This window comes from Thermogymnomonas acidicola JCM 13583 (assembly GCF_001316105.1).
Taxonomy (GTDB): domain Archaea; phylum Thermoplasmatota; class Thermoplasmata; order Thermoplasmatales; family Thermoplasmataceae; genus Thermogymnomonas; species Thermogymnomonas acidicola.
In genome coordinates this window covers 1-18,145 of the sequence record NZ_BBCP01000007.1, presented here as the reverse complement: position 1 = coordinate 18,145, position 18,145 = coordinate 1, and the positions used below count along the sequence as shown (strand labels likewise).

General features: G+C 53.6%; 25 protein-coding genes, 1 tRNA gene and 2 pseudogenes. 13 read left to right on the top strand and 15 right to left on the bottom strand.

The genetic code is table 11. The features are described 5' to 3' along the window. Positions 1–182: 182 nt before the first annotated feature. Positions 183–722, bottom strand: coding sequence for an Lrp/AsnC family transcriptional regulator (locus tag JCM13583_RS06895; RefSeq protein ID WP_075057159.1), 540 nt, complete (start codon positions 720–722; stop codon positions 183–185). A gap of 113 nt (positions 723–835) precedes the next feature. On the opposite strand from JCM13583_RS06895, the gene JCM13583_RS06890 reads away from it, so the two are divergent. From JCM13583_RS06890 to JCM13583_RS14020, 3 genes are read left to right on the top strand one after another with little or no spacing between them, the layout of a single operon-like run. After that, the gene (locus tag JCM13583_RS06890) at positions 836–1,078 is read left to right on the top strand and encodes a hypothetical protein (RefSeq protein WP_162509560.1); all 243 of its coding nucleotides are present in this window, start codon (positions 836–838) and stop codon (positions 1,076–1,078) included. A gap of 4 nt (positions 1,079–1,082) precedes the next feature. After that, positions 1,083–1,544: a radical SAM protein gene (locus JCM13583_RS06885; protein ID WP_171823506.1), complete on the top strand. Its 462-nt coding sequence runs from the start codon at positions 1,083–1,085 to the stop codon at positions 1,542–1,544. Next, positions 1,517–2,035: a TRAM domain-containing protein gene (locus JCM13583_RS14020; protein WP_171823505.1), complete on the top strand. Its 519-nt coding sequence runs from the start codon at positions 1,517–1,519 to the stop codon at positions 2,033–2,035. Before JCM13583_RS06885 ends, JCM13583_RS14020 begins: the two co-directional genes overlap by 28 nt. Here the strand turns inward: JCM13583_RS14020 and JCM13583_RS06870 are convergent. Further along, entirely contained in the window at positions 2,028–2,384 is a 357-nt protein-coding gene (locus JCM13583_RS06870; RefSeq protein WP_075057155.1) for a TRASH domain-containing protein, read from the bottom strand. The two genes, JCM13583_RS14020 and JCM13583_RS06870, sit on opposite strands and share 8 nt — an antisense overlap. Further along, positions 2,381–2,548, bottom strand: coding sequence for a DUF977 family protein (locus JCM13583_RS06865; RefSeq protein WP_162509558.1), 168 nt, complete (start codon positions 2,546–2,548; stop codon positions 2,381–2,383). Before JCM13583_RS06865 ends, JCM13583_RS06870 begins: the two co-directional genes overlap by 4 nt. A 79-nt stretch (positions 2,549–2,627) precedes the next feature. Here JCM13583_RS06865 and JCM13583_RS06860 point away from each other — a divergent pair, with 79 nt between their 5' ends. From JCM13583_RS06860 to JCM13583_RS12580, 3 genes are read left to right on the top strand one after another with little or no spacing between them, the layout of a single operon-like run. Beyond that, positions 2,628–2,765, top strand: coding sequence for a YHS domain-containing protein (locus tag JCM13583_RS06860; RefSeq protein WP_075057154.1), 138 nt, complete (start codon positions 2,628–2,630; stop codon positions 2,763–2,765). 17 nt (positions 2,766–2,782) lie between these two features. Continuing rightward, on the top strand, positions 2,783–4,165 hold the full coding sequence (locus tag JCM13583_RS06855) for an HAD-IC family P-type ATPase (RefSeq protein ID WP_162509557.1): 1,383 nt from the start codon (positions 2,783–2,785) through the stop codon (positions 4,163–4,165). Positions 4,166–4,176: 11 nt separating this feature from the next. Beyond that, positions 4,177–4,860: an HAD-IC family P-type ATPase gene (locus JCM13583_RS12580; protein ID WP_171823504.1), complete on the top strand. Its 684-nt coding sequence runs from the start codon at positions 4,177–4,179 to the stop codon at positions 4,858–4,860. On the opposite strand, the gene dph2 is transcribed toward JCM13583_RS12580, so the two are convergent. From dph2 to JCM13583_RS06805, 12 genes and pseudogenes are all read right to left on the bottom strand, one after another. Beyond that, the gene (gene dph2 / locus JCM13583_RS06850; RefSeq protein ID WP_075057244.1) at positions 4,854–5,873 is read right to left on the bottom strand and encodes a diphthamide biosynthesis enzyme Dph2; all 1,020 of its coding nucleotides are present in this window, start codon (positions 5,871–5,873) and stop codon (positions 4,854–4,856) included. The two genes, JCM13583_RS12580 and dph2, sit on opposite strands and share 7 nt — an antisense overlap. Positions 5,874–6,036: 163 nt before the next feature. Continuing rightward, entirely contained in the window at positions 6,037–6,312 is a 276-nt protein-coding gene (locus JCM13583_RS12575) for an amidohydrolase family protein (protein WP_162509555.1), read from the bottom strand. Positions 6,313–6,447: 135 nt separating this feature from the next. Beyond that, positions 6,448–6,951, bottom strand: a complete 504-nt coding sequence (locus JCM13583_RS12570) for a hypothetical protein (RefSeq protein WP_162509554.1) — start codon at positions 6,949–6,951, stop codon at positions 6,448–6,450. Further along, the gene (locus JCM13583_RS12565) at positions 6,914–7,186 is read right to left on the bottom strand and encodes a hypothetical protein (protein WP_162509553.1); all 273 of its coding nucleotides are present in this window, start codon (positions 7,184–7,186) and stop codon (positions 6,914–6,916) included. The genes JCM13583_RS12570 and JCM13583_RS12565 overlap by 38 nt, the downstream gene beginning before the upstream one ends. 229 nt (positions 7,187–7,415) lie before the next feature. Beyond that, on the bottom strand, positions 7,416–7,688 hold the full coding sequence (locus tag JCM13583_RS06840; RefSeq protein WP_075057153.1) for a hypothetical protein: 273 nt from the start codon (positions 7,686–7,688) through the stop codon (positions 7,416–7,418). Between the two features lie 32 nt (positions 7,689–7,720). Then, positions 7,721–7,975 (bottom strand): hypothetical protein, encoded by a 255-nt coding sequence (locus JCM13583_RS14015; RefSeq protein WP_171823502.1) that lies wholly within the window; start codon positions 7,973–7,975, stop codon positions 7,721–7,723. Further along, the gene (locus tag JCM13583_RS06830; RefSeq protein ID WP_075057151.1) at positions 7,882–8,388 is read right to left on the bottom strand and encodes an MFS transporter; all 507 of its coding nucleotides are present in this window, start codon (positions 8,386–8,388) and stop codon (positions 7,882–7,884) included. Before JCM13583_RS06830 ends, JCM13583_RS14015 begins: the two co-directional genes overlap by 94 nt. A 189-nt stretch (positions 8,389–8,577) precedes the next feature. Then, positions 8,578–8,988: a hypothetical protein gene (locus tag JCM13583_RS06825; RefSeq protein ID WP_162509552.1), complete on the bottom strand. Its 411-nt coding sequence runs from the start codon at positions 8,986–8,988 to the stop codon at positions 8,578–8,580. After that, positions 8,949–9,302: a hypothetical protein gene (locus JCM13583_RS06820; protein ID WP_075057149.1), complete on the bottom strand. Its 354-nt coding sequence runs from the start codon at positions 9,300–9,302 to the stop codon at positions 8,949–8,951. The genes JCM13583_RS06825 and JCM13583_RS06820 overlap by 40 nt, the downstream gene beginning before the upstream one ends. A gap of 63 nt (positions 9,303–9,365) precedes the next feature. Beyond that, positions 9,366–9,971 carry an NAD(P)-dependent oxidoreductase gene (locus JCM13583_RS06815; protein WP_075057148.1) on the bottom strand — a complete coding sequence of 202 codons (606 nt, stop codon included), beginning with the start codon at positions 9,969–9,971 and terminating at the stop codon, positions 9,366–9,368. After that, positions 9,940–10,254, bottom strand: a complete 315-nt coding sequence (locus JCM13583_RS06810) for an NAD(P)-binding domain-containing protein (RefSeq protein WP_075057147.1) — start codon at positions 10,252–10,254, stop codon at positions 9,940–9,942. Before JCM13583_RS06810 ends, JCM13583_RS06815 begins: the two co-directional genes overlap by 32 nt. A gap of 27 nt (positions 10,255–10,281) precedes the next feature. Continuing rightward, positions 10,282–11,060: pseudogene (locus JCM13583_RS06805) on the bottom strand (MBL fold metallo-hydrolase). 276 nt (positions 11,061–11,336) lie between these two features. On the opposite strand from JCM13583_RS06805, the gene JCM13583_RS06800 reads away from it, so the two are divergent. The 7 genes and pseudogenes from JCM13583_RS06800 (at position 11,337) to JCM13583_RS06770 (ending at position 17,410) form a co-directional block, all read left to right on the top strand. Then, on the top strand, positions 11,337–11,969 hold the full coding sequence (locus JCM13583_RS06800; RefSeq protein WP_075057146.1) for a hypothetical protein: 633 nt from the start codon (positions 11,337–11,339) through the stop codon (positions 11,967–11,969). 267 nt (positions 11,970–12,236) lie between these two features. Further along, positions 12,237–12,308: transfer RNA gene (locus JCM13583_RS06795), tRNA-Ala, on the top strand. A 49-nt stretch (positions 12,309–12,357) separates the two neighbouring features. Further along, positions 12,358–13,649, top strand: a pseudogene (locus tag JCM13583_RS06790) (site-specific integrase). A 4-nt stretch (positions 13,650–13,653) separates the two neighbouring features. Continuing rightward, positions 13,654–14,283, top strand: coding sequence for a hypothetical protein (locus tag JCM13583_RS06785; RefSeq protein ID WP_075057145.1), 630 nt, complete (start codon positions 13,654–13,656; stop codon positions 14,281–14,283). A 33-nt stretch (positions 14,284–14,316) separates the two neighbouring features. Further along, complete coding sequence (locus tag JCM13583_RS06780) at positions 14,317–14,499, top strand: hypothetical protein (RefSeq protein ID WP_075057144.1); 183 nt, start codon at positions 14,317–14,319, stop codon at positions 14,497–14,499. Next, complete coding sequence (locus JCM13583_RS06775; protein ID WP_171823503.1) at positions 14,477–14,827, top strand: hypothetical protein; 351 nt, start codon at positions 14,477–14,479, stop codon at positions 14,825–14,827. The genes JCM13583_RS06780 and JCM13583_RS06775 overlap by 23 nt, the downstream gene beginning before the upstream one ends. Before the next feature lie 102 nt (positions 14,828–14,929). Then, positions 14,930–17,410 carry a DEAD/DEAH box helicase family protein gene (locus JCM13583_RS06770; RefSeq protein WP_162509594.1) on the top strand — a complete coding sequence of 827 codons (2,481 nt, stop codon included), beginning with the start codon at positions 14,930–14,932 and terminating at the stop codon, positions 17,408–17,410. The last annotated feature ends 735 nt before the right edge of the window (positions 17,411–18,145 follow it).

The following is an 18,145-nucleotide window of genomic DNA, read 5'->3' as shown; positions in this document are numbered from 1 at the left end:
CACATCATTTCTGTCCCTGTGCTCCGGAGACATGCCGGAGCAGCCCTGATTTTTAATGGCCGGAGAGGGCCTCATAATGTTGAGGCATATCCTTTCCTGCCTTAGTTACTGGGACTGCCACCGGCCCAGGAGCGCAGAAAAATGTAGGTTGCCCCCCCTCAGTGGCCTCCTCAGGTCCCCCCCTATATGCCGACCCACGGGTTTTTCCTGTAGGCCTTGGTCACCATATCGGTCTCGAATCCCTCCACGCCGTCCATCCTCTTGAGGGAGTCCTCGAACTCCTGGAGGCTCTCTATGTTCAGGAAGAGGGCCTCGAGTATGAGGATTCCGTTCTCCCTTGTCCTGTAGAGGCTCAGTATGCTTGAGTTCAGCAGGAGCTTACGCGCAAGCTCGTCCATATTCTCCTGCCTCACCCTTATTTTCATATAGACCTTTATGCTGTTCTCCACAGCCCTTAGGTTCACCAGGGCGGAGAAACCTATTATGATGCCCTTCTCCACCAGGGCCGATATCCTCCTCCTGACCGTTGCCTCGCTGGTGCGCAGCGTCTTTGCGAGCTCGGCGTTTGACATCCTCGCGTTGTACCTCAAGAGGCATATGATCTCCTTGTCAAGCTCGTCCACCGGCAGAAGTGAGGGGGGGTTCAGCTTCGCCCACCTCAGCGCAATGTCGCAGCTGTAGCCCTCGAGGTAGTCCTCCTTTACCTCACTCCCCCCCTCCATGCTGGATGTATCGCTATATCTTATCTAACCTTCGCTCCCCATCCACCTGCCATGGCACTTTATAAGGTGCTTGGCATCCTCAGTAGGATGCGAATCTACGTGGAATCCTACGGCTGCACCCTCAACAGGCCGAGACCGGGCTCTATGTGAACAGGCTGCTCTCAGAGGGTGCCGAGCTGGTCCAGAGGCCGGAGGAAGCGGATATAGGCGTAATAGGCACGTGTGTGGTCATAAGGCACACGGAGGAGAAGATGCTCAGGCGCATAGAAGAGCTGAGCAGTAAGGTCAGGGTAAAGGTCACAGGATGCCTCCCCCGCAGTGTCAGCGGGCCAGCTCGAGGGTGGGGGGGCTGTTGAAGTCTTGAAGCCCAGGGAGGCCAGGTCACTCTACACAGGTTACCTTGACGACGTGGAGATAAGGGAGGCGTCCATCTTTGAGGGGGGGATACCCATAAACCAGGGGGGGTGCACCGGGAGCTGCAGCTACTGCATATCCAGGGTCTCCAGGGGGGGAAAGCTCCTCTCAAGGCCTGTGGAGAAGATAGTGAAGCAGGTGGAGATGCAGCTGGAGAGGGGGGGGATCAGGGAGATAAGGCTGACCAGCCTGGACACGGCCGCCTACGGAAAGGATACCGGCCACAGGCTCCCCGAACTGGTCGCCGCAATTCTCAGGATACCGAAGGACTTCAGGCTCCGCGTGGGCATGATGGAGCCCAAGAACGCCGGGGGGGAGATTGCGGAGGAACTGTTCCGCACCTATTCAGACCCGAGGTCTTCAGGTTCCTCCACCTGCCTGTGCAGAGCGGCGATGACAGGGTTCTGAGGGACATGAACAGGGAATACACGGTCTCGGACTTCGAGAGGATCGTCAGGATGTTCAGGGAGAGGTTCCCTGATTCCACACTTTCGACAGACATAATATGCGGCTACCACAGCGACGATGAGGAGAGCTTCGAGAACACAGTGAGGCTCATAGAGAGGACAGAGCCGGAGATAATCAACATAACGAGGTTCTCACCCAGGCCCTTCACGAAGGACTTCGGGTCGAAAACGCCACCATCCAACGTGATGGGCAGGTGGAGCAGGGCGCTGACGGAACTGCACAGGGAGATCTCGGCCAGGAAGATGGCTTCTCTGGTTGGAAGGACGGAGGCCATAATCTTCGCAGAGAGGGGGGGGAAGCAGGGCACCACGGTTGGCAGGGACAGTGCCTACAGGCCCGTCGTCGTGCCCGGAGAGTATCCACTTTACGGCGAGGCACAGGTAGAGGTCGTGGACAGCACAGAGACCTACCTGGTCGGGAGGGTCATCTGACCTCCACGCCCTCCACCCTCCTCCTCAGGTCCCTTTCGCAGTTCGTGCAGCACGCGTAGAGCGTCCTGCCCATGAACTCCACCTCTATGGGCTTTCCATCTATGAACTTCCCGCAGTAGTCACACTTCACACCCCTTACAGGCGAGAAGGAATACACGTATCTCTTCTTCACATATTCTATGGCCAGATGGCCCTGGCCGCTCAGCTCCCTGAGGCACTCAGGCCTGATCAGTACCAGGCTCTCCTCACCCAGCAGATCCAGGCGCTCCACCACGCAAGAATCTGGAACGCTCTCTGGATCCCTGGTCCTAAGGAGCACCATGTCGCCCTCGTCCATGTCGGTGATCACAGTAAACCTCCTAATACGCCCCTTTCAAGTAGAGACCTGAGGACCTTCGATGCGGTGACCCTGGTCACGCCCAGCCTCTCCGAGAGATCAGTGAGGCTCATCCGTGCGTCCCTCTGTAGAAGTGTGATCATCATGCTCTCGATGTCTGCCCTATCGCTCACCATGGTGTCACAATCATACTGTGTGTAATATACATTCTGATCGAGTCATGGTAATGTAACCCCCCCACGTGATGCACGGCATATGAAGAAGTACGAGGATGTGGTGTGCGGCATGAAGGTGGGTGAGGACACCCCCCCTTACACGAGCGAGTACGGGGGGAAGAAGTACTACTTCTGCTGCGGGCACTGCAAGGAGCAGTTTGACGCAAACCCCCCCTGAAGTACGTGAGGTGACACATGCCCACGGACCCTGTCTGTGGCATGTTCGTGCCGGAGGATTCGCCGCTACACGTGGACAGGGGCGGGCAGAGGTACTACTTCTGCAGTAAGGGGGGGTGCATGGAACAGTTCACGTCCCCCCCGGAGAGGCAGGTTGCATCTGTCAAGAGGCGTCTGGTGCTTGCCTGGGCACTTGCCGTGCCTGTGATATCCATAACATACCTCACCCATTTCCATTTCAGGGACTATGTACTGCTTGCCCTCTCCGCGCCTGTACAGTTCTACTCCGGCCTAGAGTTCTACCGCGGGGGGGCATACTCCTCCATATCATCGAGGATGGCCAACATGGACCTCCTCGTTGCCCTCGGCTCAACCACTGCCTTTGCCTTTTCAACAGCTGTAACGATCTTCCACAGCTTCCTCCACTATTCTGGCGTCTACTTCGATGCCTCCACAGCGATCATAGCGCTAATACTGACGGGGGGGAGCTACGTGGAGCAGAAGGCCAAGGAAAGGGCCCAGAGGGATGCGGAGGCCCTGATCAAGTCGTTGCCCGAAACAGCGAAGAAGATCGTTGATGGGAGAGTTGTCGAGGTGCCCAGGGATACACTGGTGCCCGGAGACATTATAATCCTGGCCCGGGGGGGAGACACCGTGCCCGCGGACGGGGGGGAGGTCGTTGATGGGAGCATGGATGTCGACGCCTCGAACATAACTGGTGAGCAGGAACCTGTCACGCTATCACAGGGCGACCATGTCTTCTCTGGCTCCGTCGTGTTGACAGGCGGGGGGGCATCAGTCAGGCTTGAGAGGGGGGGGCCTGCGGACAGCACCCTGATGAGGGTCTACGAGGCCGTCAGGAGGGCAAGCATGGGGGGGAGGGTCAGGATGCAGAGGGTCGCGGACATCTTCTCCTCGGTCTTCGTGCCGGTGATCCTTGCTGTGGCCGCCTTCTCCTTTGCCTTCTGGTTCCTGAGGCTTGGCACTGATGCCTACGCACTGCAGTATGCGGTGCTTGCGGCTGTCTCTGTCCTCGTCATAGCATGCCCGTGCGCCATAGGCCTCGCGGGCCCGATCAGCTTCCTGATAGCCTCATCTGCATCTTACAGGAGGGGGGGCATACTCATAAGGAACCCCGGGGGGGCACTGGACAGGGCCAGGAAGGTGACCAGGGTGGTATTCGACAAGACGGGCACCCTCACAGAGGAGGAGGGCACTGTTTCATCTTACCATATCGCTGATGGCTTTCCGGATGCCTCGATGTGCTCTACAGCGTGGAATCTCTTTCACGGCACCCGGTGGCGAGGGCACTCTGCAGGTTTGCCAGGTCAAACGGTGCAAGAGTCTATCCCGCAAGTTCATTCAGGGAAGAGCCTGGCCTGGGCGCACGTGCAACGGTGAGGGGCCATGATGTGTTTGTCGGCAGGGAAGGCGGGGACACTGTATTGAAGATCGACGGAAGGGTTGCCGGGAGGTTCAGCATAGAGTACAGGGTCAGGGAGAGCGCTGCCAGGGCCATACAGATGCTCAGGGAGAGGGGCATATCCATATCCATGGTAACAGGCGACAGGGGTGACCGTGCTGAAGCGGTCGCATCTTACCTTGGCATAGGGGACGTCCACCACTCGGCCGGACCTGAGGAAAAGGAAAGGATCGTAAAGGAGATGCAGCAGTCCGGCGAATACGTGGCCTTCGTTGGCGACGGCGTGAACGATGCGGTGGCAGTAAGCGTTTCCGACGTCGGCATAGTCATCGGTGGCAGGGACAGGTCGATGGCTGAACTGGGCGACATCGTGATCATGAACGGTGACCTTAGGGGGGGCATCGTGGAGATATTCGATATAGCGGAGAGCACGCTCAGGAAGGTCCGCCAGAACCTGGCCTGGGCCATCGTATACAACAGCATCCTTGTGCCAGTGGCAGCCGGTGCACTTGTCCCGCTGCTGGGCCTCGGTGTCTACGGTTACCTGCCCATGTTCTCCGCCCTGGCCATGGGCATGAGCTCCACCTCGGTTGTGCTCAACACACTGCGCCTCAGGTCGAGGATAGCTCACCCCCCCAGGCCCCCCCTCTACAAGGCATCTCCCGCTCACTGAGTATCGACGGCCACGATCTCGTCCAGGACGTACCGCCCTTTCTTTATCCCCCCCAGGGCCATCTGGAACTCCTGCGGCGTGAGCACAGGCATGCTGAACTTCCCGCCATCGTCTATGGGCACCCTTGGGCAGCCTGTGAAGACAACGGCATCACACATCAGGTTCTCGTAGTCCCTGGGGGGGTTTGCCTCGTCGGTGGCCAGGGTCACGACCTCCTTGCCACTCTCCCTGGCCTGCCTCTCGACCACTGCAGCCAGTGATGGCCTGTACTGACCTATCTTTGTATCGATAACTATGCAGACCTTCCTGGCACCCGCTGCCCTGGATATTGCCGCGAACCTCTGCCTGAGGAACCTGTCCGCCTCCTCCCTCATGCTCCTGAGGCTGCCTTCGGAGACGTCGTATATGAAGACCTCCTTTTCCGTGGAGAGCTGCGCACCGAGGGCATGGAAGGTGCCTGTGCTCACGACGACTATGCTGTCCACCATGGCCTGGACGCTGTGTATGGCCGAGAAGTTGCAGCCCAGCACCTGGCCAGGGTACTTCATCCTCCCGTCAACGCCGCCGACCAGCACCCTGAGGCCCAAGGCCTCCAGGGCCTCCCTCACGCCCTCTGCGACCTGCCTGTACTGCACAGAGAACGCCAGGCCCACGGTGGAGTACCCCCCCCTTGACCTGAGGATCTGGAAGGCGGATGCCTCGATCCTGGCATCCCTTTCGTACAGGTGCTCTATGAAAATGATCGGCTTCGGGTACCTAAGGTTCGGGATCTCAGTGTGGCCCAGCTGCACTATGCAGTCCACCCTGGAGTAGGTGTCCATGCTCCCCCCCACATCGCAGGCCCCCCCGTAGAACGACTGCGAACTGATCACCACGGAGAAGTGCTTTGAAAGTTCAGAGAATATTCCGAAGGCCCTGGGCTTCAGGCCGTCCGGCAGCTGGAGTAGCACCTTAGATGCTCCAAGGTCCTTTGCCCTCTGTATCGCTTCCTGGACGTTGCTTGCACTTACTATCAATGTGGGTGAATGCCTAACCCCGATATAATGGTATATAAATCACAGTGAGAAATAGCCGTGCCTCATTATGGGCTCTCCCATGACAAAGACACTGTCGACCAGGCTGGAGGAGTACTGGTATGGTATCTTCCTGTAGTCGTCCACATTCAGTATGAGGATGTCAGCGTCCTTGCCCGGCTCTATGGTTGCCTTCCTCCCCCCCAGGACGTCCAGAGTATGCTGCGTTCACCGTAGCGGCGTTTATGGCCTCCTCAACGGTCATGCCACAGAACCTCACCGCCAGGTATATGGCGAATGGCATACTTATGTTGTACGAAACGGGTGAGCAGTCCGTGCCTATGGCAACCGGTATACCGGCGTCTATGAACTTCCTGGCGTCGGGGGGGAACCTGATCCTGTCCAGGGAGAAGCCCGTTATGGGCAGCAGTGTCGCCACAGACCCGCCCTGCAATATCTTTTTCAGGCCCGCATCCCCCCGTCTCGAGGAGGTGGTCCACGCTGTGGAGCCTGTACTTCAGGCAGAGGTCCAGGCAGCCTATGTCCTCTATCTCGTCCGCGTGGAGCCTCATCTTCAGGCCCTTCCTTGAGGAGGCTGCGAAGAAGAGGTCTGTGGACTGTGGCGAGAAGGCCCCCCCCTGTCACAGAACGCATCGACGAAGTCCACCCTTTCTGAGAACCTCTCGAGCATCCTGCCCATTACCTCTGCGGTGTACGAATCCTCCGTCATCCCAGGGGGGGGCACAGCGTGCATTCCGAGGAACGTCTTGACGACGTTGACTATGCCCAGGGATGCGATCCTGTCCATGACCCTGAGCATCTTCATCTCGCTCTCCAGGTCAAGCCCGTAGCCCGTCTTGATTTCAAGAGTCGTTGTGCCACACCTCACAGCGTCCTGGACCCGCTGGAGGCTCTGCCTGTATATCTCCTCCTCGGATGCGGCCCTGGTCTCCCTTACGGTCCTGTTTATACCGTTACCGCTCTGCAGTAGCTCGAGGTAGGTCTTCCCCCCCTTCAGCTTCATGTAGAACTCCTCTTCCCTAGTGCCTGCGAAGACTACGTGTGTGTGGGGGGTCAACGAAGCCCGGCATCACCACCCTCTGCCTTGCGTCTATCTTCTCACCCTCGTAACGGCCCACTGATTCCTCGTCAATGACGGACGAAATCCTGCCGTTATCGATCACGATAGCCGCACCCTTCACGACCCTGAGCCTAGACTGCGCCGCACCCCCCCTCAGCGGTTCCCATCCGGCCCCCCCTTCGTTGGTGACGAGCTGTGATATGTTGTGCACAACGAACCTGCCGTTCACCATCCCCCCCCATCGATCCTATAACTCAATTGTAAATGTTTTCCCCTCAGGTCACCCCACGGGTGCCGGTCTTGCCAAGGCTGCCAGAGATACCGGCAATGTAGACGGCGATGAGCAGGGCCAAGGATACAGTCCCGACTGTGAGGAACGGTATGCTGAAGGAGTGGGTGCTCGCAACCATGGCCCCCGATCAGGAACGGCGATACGCTCCCGCCCAGCTGGGAGCTGAAGTTCACGAAACCGCTGGCAGAGCCAGTGCGTCCTCGCCAGCTGAGACCTCCGTGGCCAGGCCCATGGACGGCCCGGAATAGAGGCCGTAGAAGAAGCCAGACAAGGAAGCCGTCAGCAGCGCCCAGGCACCGGGGGGGAGCAGGCCAGTCGCCACAACAGAGAGTGCCAGGGCCATGGATGCCGCCACCGCGACGGTGAACTTGTACCTTGTGATGCCACGCGATACCACACCGCCCAGGGGGGGCGAGCCTGCAATGCCCAGGAAAATTGGCACCCATGCGAACCTGTAGGTGCTGTCCGCAGAAGTTATTCCCCTGAAGACGATGAACGCTGCGAACAGTGAGGAGAAGCGAGGTAGGTGAAGCCAGAGGCGAACCTGATGGCCGCAACGTAGGCCAGTTCCCTCCTGACTGTGCCCCCCCTGCTCCTCCCCCCCTTCCTCTCAGGGTTACTGAGGAGGGCAAAGTTCAGCATGCAGGCAGCAAGCATGAGAGGCATGAAGGCAAGCACGGATGCCCTGAAAGATATGCCCAGGAGCCTGACGGAGAGTATCTCAGCCACCGATGCGCCCACAAAAAAGGCGGTCTGGTATATGCCGACGCGTGCGCCCGCCTGGATGGTTCTGACACCCTCTGGATTAGAGAGACGTCGGAGATGTAGACCAGCGAAGACGAGGCGCCCAGGAGGAGCTGGATCGCCAGTAGCCCAGCAAAGCTGTGAAGGGCAAGGAAGCAGGAGAATAGCGCGGTCATGGCCAGGAATGAGGCCTTGTTAACGGTGGCCTGGCCGAAGCGGTCGGAGATGAAGCCCGATGGGATCTGCATGGCAGTGTACGTTGACCAGTATGCAGTGACGAGGAGAGAGGCCTTCACGATCGAGATGCCGTCCAGCTCCTCTATGACAGGAAGTAACGATGGGATGAAGTACCTGACCAGCGAGTTCATGAAGAACGAGAAAGTGCCAACAGCAACCACTGCCCTGCCGCTCTTCGTCCACTGTGTACCGGTACATGCCTTATAAAAATGGGGGGGTCGGATGCGCGTGTGGCCCGGTGTGGCGGTGCAGCTAAGGTGGTGTCCATGGACCCAGGGTGTTACAGCGTGCAGGAGCAGCACCGTGTTCCCATTTGAGTGTGCAGTCGCATTTCTCCGGATGCTGTGCCATCACCTCACCAGCAACACGGGCCAGGCCCCCCCGAACAGGGCGGTGGCAATGGAGCCGATGAGTATCGGCACTATGAATGGCACCTTGTAGATGCGGAGCCTCCTGCCGGAGAGATCCCTCTCGCTGAACTTCCTTGGGTCTTCACCGTCAGGTACCGTAAGGAACCACGCGAAGTCGAACTGCCCTCCTCTCACCGCGTTCCTTATGGCCAGGTACGGGAAGAAGAGGATGGATGAGAGGCCGGCGTTGATGACGAGCATGATCGCTGAAGGCACTATGGAGAGCAGCTGCCCCTCCTGCACCATCACCGGCGTGAGTGGAAGGAGGGCTGAGAGCGATATCATGGCTGATACCATGGCCTTTATGTCGCCTATGCCGAAGACCACTTCCCTGTACCCGGCGAGCAGCACAATGGAGATGAGGAGGAGCTGCAGGCCGTAGGTGGCTCAATTGTGACGAAGTACGTGGAAACGCCAAGCATAGAGGCTGCCAGCGCCGGGTAAAGGAGGATGTCCGTTCTCACGAAGGCCAGGATGAAAGATATGCCTGACAGCACCAGGAAGAAGAGAGGTTCGTGCACGTAGGCCCCGTAGGCCAGGCCCGCTATGGCCACAGGCAGGAAGAGGAAGGAGTTCACAGCCCTCCTCCTGACATCCGAGGCGCTCCCCCACGCGAGGAAGGCAAATGTTACAGATAGATCCAGGAGGTAGGGGGGGAGGAGCATGCATGGGTCAGCCGATGCATAGGATATAAAACTTAGTCCACAGCCGCATGCACACAAGCCGTCCTACATTTTCCCGCCCAGCATCCTGAAGGCCCTCAGGACGGATGAGAAGTCGAGGTTGCCGAGGCCAATGGAAGCTGCCGAGGCGTACATCTGCGACGACACAGATGTGACCGGCATGGGCCAGTTCACCGATGCCGCCAGGTCCATGGCATACCTGCTGTCCTTCAGCATGTGGGAGAGCAGGAACTGCGGCTCCGTGGCCTCGCCCAGGAGGTACGGCCTCTTCATCTGCAGCACCCTTGAATCCGCACCACCGCTGGACAGTATATCGAGCATCTCGCTCCTGCTCAGGCCGAGCCTCTCGGCCAGTGCAAGGGCCTCACAGACCGCTGCCATGTTGATTGCCATCACTGAGTTGTTCACCAGCTTCGCCTTTATTCCGTTTCCTACCTGGCCCAGGTAGAATATGCGGGAGCAGAATGTGGAGCACACCTCCCTGACCTCCTCGAATGCCTTCTGGTCGCCACCAGCAACCATGGTGAGCGTACCCTCCCTGGCCTGTGGCACGCTGCCTATCACTGGGGGGGCATCGATGTACCTTGCACCCCCCCTCGAGGCGCACGCCTCGCTCTCCCTAAGGGTTTCCTCCAGAGAGACAGTGCTCATGTTGACCACAGTCTGCCCCCCCCTGCCTGAGGTTGCCCAGGATGCCCTCCGGGCCATCGAACACCCTGGCACTCACCTGTGAGTCAGAGACCATGACGAAGATGGTGTCGCAGTAGTACGCGAGATCGTAGGGCGTTCTGAAGACCCTGACAGCCTCTCCGTCTATGGCTATGGCCTTCTCAGGCGTCCTGTTGTACACTCCGGTCAGGTGGAACTTCGTGTTGATCCTGGAGGCTATGTGTATGCCCATCTTGCCGAGGCCTATGAAACCCATGCGGGGCATACGCACAGATCGCACTGCGCAATAAAATCATGACTCGTCCAGCGTCAGCACTGAGCTCCCCCCCCTGTCCTGGGACGCACACTCCAGTGAGGCGTACCTGACATCCCTGTTGGCAAGGTACTGCGAAACCGTTGAGTATGCTATGTCTGGCCTGTTGTTCTCCTGGCTAAGGTGAGTTAGGACAACATGCGTCTCAGGCTTCACTATCCTTGCGATGGCCTCCGCCGCCTGCTCGTTTGACAGGTGGCCGTGGTCGCTGAGTATCCTGGCCTTCAGGGGGGGCGGTGAATAGGGCCCTGTCCTGAGCATCTCCACGTCGTGGTTCGACTCGAATGCGAGTATGTCACAGCCCCCCCTGAGCTCATCTATGAGGTACCGGTCCACCCTGCCAAGGTCTGACACAATACCTATCCTGTACCTCCCATACCTGACCCTGAAGGCCACAGGGTCCACGGCGTCATGCGAGACACTTATTGCCTTGACCTCGAAGTTTCCTATCACCACCGTATCCCTTATCGGAAATGCATCGTCGAGGCCTATGGCCTCTGCTGTCCTTGGCCTCGTGTAAACGTCTGCCCTGGCCCGCCTGTGGAGCGCCTTATGCCTGAACTGTGGTCTGAGTGCTCGTGTGATATGAATGCCGACACCTGGAGGCCCCTGAGGCCCAGGAGGGACATCCTCCCCCCCTGGAGGCGGGAAAGGGAGATTCCCATGTCGAATACCAGGAGGTCGCTGTCATCCCACAGGATTGTGGAGTTCCCCCCCTTGCTCCCGCTGGAGACTATGTTGAAGCCGAGGAGGTGCATTGGCAGAATAAGTTTAACGCATCTAATGTTTTTTGCGCAGGAACGTAACCGCGCATGGGCGCTATAAAAAGGGTTATAACCACATTGATGGTACTCAACTGTGCTGGTATGCGCAGCCTTCATGCCAAACACGCCGACGCTGGTCGGCGACCTAGGTGTCCGCCATGACAAGACCGTTGAGGCACTGCGGTCGCTGGGCAGGCAGCTGAAGGTGAAGCCCAGGGCAGTCGTTGTCCTTTCGCCACACTTCGTAACGGGGGGGGAGGGGGGGTCGCAGTGGTGGCACAGAGGGAGCTCAGGCAGATATATGACTTCTACGGCTTCCCTGACAAGTTCTATTCCGTCAGGTACAGACCTCATGGCGACCCTGAGCTCGCGGAGGTTATCGCCAGGAAGATAAACTCCTTCGGGGGGGTGCCATGCACCACAACGGAGGAGTGGGGGGGCCTGGACCACGGCGCCTGGTCGCCACTGATGCACGTTTTCCCCAACGCCGACGTCCCCGTGATACCCTTATCCCTGTGCGATGAAATAGAGGAGATATCTTACAGGGATGTGGGACGGGCTGTGAGGGCCGTGGCTGAGGAGACAGACCTGTTCGTCTGCGCAACCGGCTCGATCATACACAGGCTTGACCTTTACGGTAGGGATAACAGTTCAGTGCCGGAAGTGGCCAACAGGTACCTCGGCCTCGTGACGATGGCACTCATAAACGGAGAGTGGGACAAGATATGGAGTGCACCCGTATCCTGGATGAGGGAAGCATCGCCTGAGGGTGGCCTGGTGCCCCTGAGGTTCCTGAGCGGCGTTGTTGGAAACAGGTTCATGGGCCACCTCCTGGCAAACGAGATAGAGTTCAATGCCGCATCACTGACAACTGTTAAGCTGGATGAGGTCAGGGAAATATAGCGACCTGCACTATCATAAAGCTCTGCAATTCCCGCTGCCTGGCCGCACTTGGAGTGCATGGGAGGTGTGCCAGTCCGGACACCCGGTTGACGCCTTCTGGGAAGATGTTTATATTTTGACTGTCCATACCGTAACCAAAAGGTGCACCGGTAACGGTGGGCCGGGCAGCACATCTAATCTGGTTCGCACGCCCGCTGCCACTGTCAGGTACAGGTGCACTCCGGTTGCATCGCTGGGCAGGCCACGGGTCGTGGGCGCGGTGCCAGAGGGCCGGTAGATCAGCGGTAGATCGCCTGCTTCGCAAGCAGGAGGCCTCGGGTTCAAATCCCGACCGGTCCATTTAATCTATTAATCGAATACTTTTTATCCTGTTACTCGTTATGCTATCATGACCATTCAGCCCAAGTATCAGGATCTTCTTCTGGATGAAGATGTGCGAAGATGGTTTGAGAATTTAAGGGCAAAATCCGTTCTAACGGCAACAGTGGCATTGCGAAACTTAGGTCACTATTGCGAATTAACAAAAACAACACCAAAGCAGATACTTGAAAAGGCAAAAAAAACAACGAAAAGGATTTCCGCTATGAATTCGCAGATTTTGTAAGGGACATGGAAAGCAAAGGAAAGGCAGGATCATACATTGCAAGGTTCAAGAAGGTTATTCTCTCTTGGCTGAAGTTTAACGGTATCCGTTTACAGTTAGCCGTTAACATATCCGGAGAGAACGAAACGCCTACAATAGCAAACGAGAGAGTACCAAGCAAGGAAGAACTGGCAAGGATATTGAGAAAAGCAACATCGCGAGGAAGGGTTATCATAGCGTTAATGGCATTTTCGGGTTTACGACCTGAATCACTTGGCAATTACGAAGGAACAGACGGATTGAAACTTGGAGATATCAAGGAGCTGAAGTTATCAGACGAGATAGAATTTGACAAGATTCCTGTTACGGTAATGGTTAGGAGCAGGTTAAGCAAGGCAAGGCACCAGTATTTTTCTTTCATAGGAGAAGAAGGGGCAACATATATCAAGGAATACCTTGAGGAGAGGAGAAAACAAGGCGAGGAATTATCCTACGATTCTCCATTATTGCAGTTTGATGTCCGTGGAATAAAGAAAAACGCATTTCTCAGGACAACCCTAGTCACAAGGGACGTCCGCGATGCCATCAACGGCGCAGGCTTGAAGATGAGACCCTATGTTTTAAGGGCATATTTCAGCACAGCATTAGACATAGCAGAATCAAAGGGATTAATATCACATCCATGGAGGCAGTTCATAATGGGGCACAAGGGCGATATCGAAGCAAGGTATTCAACGAACAAGAGACTGCCTCCGGACATGATAGAGGAGATGCGCGAATCATACAAAAAATGCTTAAAGTACCTGGAAACAAGGGTAACAGAGCCATCGGAGAGCGATGCAAAGCTGTACCTTCAGCAACAGCTTTTACTTGCAGTGGGCTACAGGCAGGATGAGATCGATCGAATGAACCTTGCAGAGATGGACAACGAGGCATTCCAGAAACTGCTCAGGGATAAGGTCGCAGGCGCTATGTCAGGCAACGGATCAAAGCAGAGGCTCGTGCCTGTAGATGAAATAGAAAAATTCCTGAGCGAAGGGTACGAATTTCAGGCGGTATTGCCCAACGGAAGGGCTATAATGAAAATGCCTTTTTAAATCTATGATTTTTGACACCCCAGTGGATTATAAGTATCCTCCGGACAGGAGAGCGGAAGCTGTTCTCAGAGCCATCCAGGACAGAGAACGCAAATTCCAGCACACGTTCACAAGCGATCTATACATAGCATTATCAGGCATTCCCAGGGACAGGATTCGCTCCTCGAACCAGCTCAAGCACGAGTGGATTGACAGGAGAATAGATATGCTCTCAAAAATGAAATTCGTTGAAAGGCTCAGCGACGATAAGGACAAAAGAAGGACAGAGCTCAGGACAATGCCGGAGGAAATCTATACCTACATGATTGGTAGAGATCCTATGCTTTTCTGGAATCTTATTGAGAATGGTTATTTCTATTTCGTCATCAGATTCGCGGAATCAGGAAGAAAGGTTTTATGCCAGAAGTGCCAGAGGGAATCGGATATATCAATCGATTCCGCTAAGAAAAAGACCGCCAGATACCCTATCAGCGATGACATGCACATAGATGTGATATTTACCCATCTGATCATATCGTTCAATTGCGAGTGCAGTTATTCATACAGGGAAGAAATAGACATTGTCGATCCCTCTACCATGGAGGATTTCCTAAGGCTTATGGATGCTTCCAATAACCGTCGTAATCCCCGCTAAATCGACGTATTACCCATTGCGCAATATTATATCGTGGAAAAGGCAGGTTTTGACATAGCGAATGTAAAAATAAAATTCGCCGCTAAATTCCCAGAGCACCCGTTAACTAAAATACTGCTTTCCGAACCAAATGTGCTTACAAAAGACGAATTTATAGCTAAGACACAGACGTGGCTTGCCTTTTTCAACGGAGATGAAGAAGATGGAAAGAACTGAAAGGATTGTTTTGAAAGGGAGAGAAGAAGAGCCGCAGGTAATAAGGTATGTCATGGCAGACCCGCAGAAGAAGGGCACGCTCGAAAGACTTCAGGAAACGGTTATCGAGAAAACGGTTAACCAGTACGAACTTGAGGATCGCAGGCAGATCGACTCTGTGATGAGGTTCATGGAGAGGAATCCGGACATCAGCTACGTTGAATATGAATCGAATCCTGTTTTCAGGATAGATCTGACCATAACAAGGCGCGGCCTCATATTCAGGCGCGAGGAGGCAACCATATCTGCAACGATAACGCCAAACAGAAGGTTCAGGGCTCAGAGGTAAAGCATGGAAGAAGACACGCTAAAAATAGTATTTTTAATATCGGCGCCAGCCTTCTTTATCTCAAGCTTAATCTGGAACGGCCTTTTCCTGCATTTTATCTCAATGCTAGAATCAGGCAATATACTATACGAAGTGCTTGGCTTCTTGGGCATAGCTTACGCCGCCATAGGAGGCATCATTCTCAATGAGGATCATATAATAAACAATGAGAAATTTGAGTTCTGGTATGCCCAGAGGGAATCCATAGAGACTCTAATCTATGTTTATGAGGTCATGAAGAAGAGGAGATTTTTAGATCTCGCTAAAGAGTTCGGTGAAGGGCCACAATTTTTCGATCCTAATGTTGATATTTATCCTCTCTACGGGTTTAAAATGGCCACTGGATCAGGAAAGACCTATGTTATGGCATTATCTATTGTATGGCAGTACTTTAACCATAAGTTCGAAAATGGCGACGATTACACCTCCAAGTTTCTTTTAATAGCTGGAGAAAAGAATGTAATTTACGATCGTTTAAAAAGGGGGGGCTATCAGGATGGGAAAATATTCCATGAGATACCATTAATTCCACCAGAATGGTCAGATAAATTCGATCTGAAAGTCATTTTGAAGGAGGACCCAATAAATAACATCCCTGACTCTATTCTATTTTTAACAAATGTACAGCAACTCCAGGATAAGGCAAACAGGAAAAAGGAAGCTGATAAATTTGTTGATGACGTTCTGGATTTAAAGGAGGTAAACAGAACAAATATTGCACAGGAGAATAGAATAAAAGAGGTCTTGGAAAAAATACCGAACATAATGATATTAAAGGATGAGGCACACCACATATACAATTATGAAAAAAGATGGAAGCAGATTCTTATAGACCTTCACAAATCCTTGGAGTCAAAATACGGCAAAGGTTTCAATTCTGAACTGGATTTTTCAGCCACACCCCGTGGCGAGAATGGAGCACTATTTCCATGGCTGATTGTAGATTTTACGCTAAAGGAAGCAATTGAGATGAATATAGTGAAAAGGCCATTGAAGGGTATAGTGCAAAGTGCCACTGAAATAACATCTACGAACGTTGTTGAACGTTACAGGGCTTGGATCGAAGCAGGCATTAAGAGATGGCAGGAGTATAAGGACGCTCTGGCAAAGCTAAACAAGAAGCCCATACTCTTTTTCCAGTGTCCGGATAACAAGCAGGCTGATCAGTTAAAAAAATATCTGGAGACACTACCACAGCTCTCAGGTAAAATTTTGTTAATACACACGGACAGTACAGGAGAGGTAGCAAAATCAGATATTGAAGAAGCGAGAAAATTCGCTCAAACGGTTGACAGCGAGGAGAATACCTACGAGGCCATAGTGAGCACAATGATGCTGAACGAGGGATGGGACGTAAGAAACGTGAATGTAATAGTGGGATTGAGATCGTATACATCCGAGAGGAATGTGCTTCCTGAACAGGTCATTGGAAGAGGTCTAAGAAAGATGTTTCCAGATGAGAACGCCAGTGTAAAAGATTTTGTGAATATACTGGAGGTAATTGGACCACCCGGCTTAATGCAGATTATAGAAGAATTGGAGAGGAATGAAAACATAACGTTTGGCACGGCAAATCTTGGTAACCAGATCAATGTAACAACAATATTCGTTGATATGGATAAGAAGGAATTCGATTTAGAAATTCCCATACTTACGCCAGCAATTATCGTTAGAGAATTTGAAATCGATGAGAATACACTGGACAAAATACCACCGCTCAACATAGGGTTGGAAAACAAGGTATTCAAGACTACCTACAAGGCAGTTGATATGGTCACCGGTGCAGTTCAGGTTGAAAGAAATTGGGATCTGCCTGTACCGCAGGATGTAAAAAGTGTTATTGCATATTATACTGGTAGAATCCTCAAGGAGCTTAACCTAGCCAACATGTTCGCAGACCTATATCCAATTGTAAAGGAATACATAGAGAAAAAACTCTTTGATCAGAAAGTTGACTTAGAGGATCCTAGAGTTCTTTTCCAGATAAGCGAGCCGGAATTACAGGAGAAACTGATAAAGGTCTTTGTGGATAACTTAAAAGACCTGGCATTCACAGACAGTCAAGTAACCATACTTGACAGAATTAAGATATCCGATACACAGCCCTTTGTCTGGACAAAGAAGGTTTATCAAGCCAATAAATGCATCTTCAATTACGTTCCCTGTGATAATGATCTTGAGGTTAACTTTGCAAGATTTCTGGACTCGGTTGATGATGTGAAGGCATTTTCAAAGCTTGCTCAGAAAATAGGATTCTTTATAGAATATAGGGATTCAAGCGGAAACCTGAGGTACTATTATCCAGATTTTATCATAAAACTTGAAGATAAGTACGTGATTGCTGAAACAAAAGGAGAAGAGGATGTAGATGTAAAGTTCAAGGATAAGAGAGCCAAGTTGTGGTGCGAGGACGCCGAAAGAGTTACGGGAGACAAATGGATCTACGTCAGAGTTAACGAGGATGAATTTTACAAATATCACTTTGAAAGTTTTGAAAAGTTGATCCAATTTTTCAACCCCCCCGAAGATCATAATAGCAAATAATTCAAATGAACTTGAACAGCTCCGGCTCAAATTCACCCCCCCCGACTTCGCTTCGCTCAGCCACCCCCCCTCTTTGAGCCTCCGCTATTTACTATGTGCCCTCCGCTCGCCTGCACGCCGAGCACAGGACCCCCCCCATGCTTCGCCTCCAATCAAAATTCACCCCCCCCGTCTTGCTTCGCAATCCACCCCCCCTCTTTTGATTTACGGCTCGCACTCTTTCTCCGAAAGAGCCCCCCCTTCTTCGCTACGCTCATCCGGGGTGGTGTCCTGTGCTCGCCACTCGTGGTGTATGTGTGGTGCTACACACCTTCGCTTCGCTTGGTGTTCCACACCACCCACCGCTAACGCTTACACCACTCGGTCCTGCTCCGCAGGCTTCCGGCTCGCTTCGGGCACATTATTCTCTCCTGCGGAGTGCAATTCAGGGAGGGGGCTTGAATGGCTTAAGGGGATGCTTGACCGCACAATGCCGCTTCGCTTAGTGCGGAATTAAACAAATATGAAATCATGATGCTATGCCATATACTCTAACCAGAAAAACACTAGGAGCACTGTATTCCTTTATGAACTTCCCAAGCTCTCCATTGTAAACTATCGTAACATTTTGCAAGACCAAATCCACACCTTCCGGTATAACCAACCTTGTCTGAAGATTAATTGGATTTGCGTTGCTGGGCATTTTGTTCTGGAATTTAACATTATAGAAATAGAGCTGGATCCTTTGGGAATCTC

Bases quoted from the DNA above. Each gene is read 5' to 3' on its own strand.
- JCM13583_RS12565 (WP_162509553.1), bottom strand. From the start codon at position 7,186: ATGGTGAACGGCAGGTTCGTTGTGCACAACATATCACAGCTCGTCACC.
- JCM13583_RS06860 (WP_075057154.1), top strand. From the start codon at position 2,628: ATGAAGAAGTACGAGGATGTGGTGTGCGGCATGAAGGTGGGTGAGGAC.
- JCM13583_RS06785 (WP_075057145.1), top strand. From the start codon at position 13,654: ATGATTTTTGACACCCCAGTGGATTATAAGTATCCTCCGGACAGGAGA.
- JCM13583_RS06855 (WP_162509557.1), top strand. From the start codon at position 2,783: ATGCCCACGGACCCTGTCTGTGGCATGTTCGTGCCGGAGGATTCGCCG.
- JCM13583_RS06775 (WP_171823503.1), top strand. From the start codon at position 14,477: ATGAAGAAGATGGAAAGAACTGAAAGGATTGTTTTGAAAGGGAGAGAA.
- JCM13583_RS06895 (WP_075057159.1), bottom strand. From the start codon at position 722: ATGGAGGGGGGGAGTGAGGTAAAGGAGGACTACCTCGAGGGCTACAGC.
- JCM13583_RS06810 (WP_075057147.1), bottom strand. From the start codon at position 10,254: ATGCCCCGCATGGGTTTCATAGGCCTCGGCAAGATGGGCATACACATA.
- JCM13583_RS06815 (WP_075057148.1), bottom strand. From the start codon at position 9,971: ATGAGCACTGTCTCTCTGGAGGAAACCCTTAGGGAGAGCGAGGCGTGC.
- JCM13583_RS06865 (WP_162509558.1), bottom strand. From the start codon at position 2,548: ATGGTGAGCGATAGGGCAGACATCGAGAGCATGATGATCACACTTCTA.
- JCM13583_RS06770 (WP_162509594.1), top strand. From the start codon at position 14,930: ATGCTAGAATCAGGCAATATACTATACGAAGTGCTTGGCTTCTTGGGC.
- JCM13583_RS06820 (WP_075057149.1), bottom strand. From the start codon at position 9,302: ATGCTCCTCCCCCCCTACCTCCTGGATCTATCTGTAACATTTGCCTTC.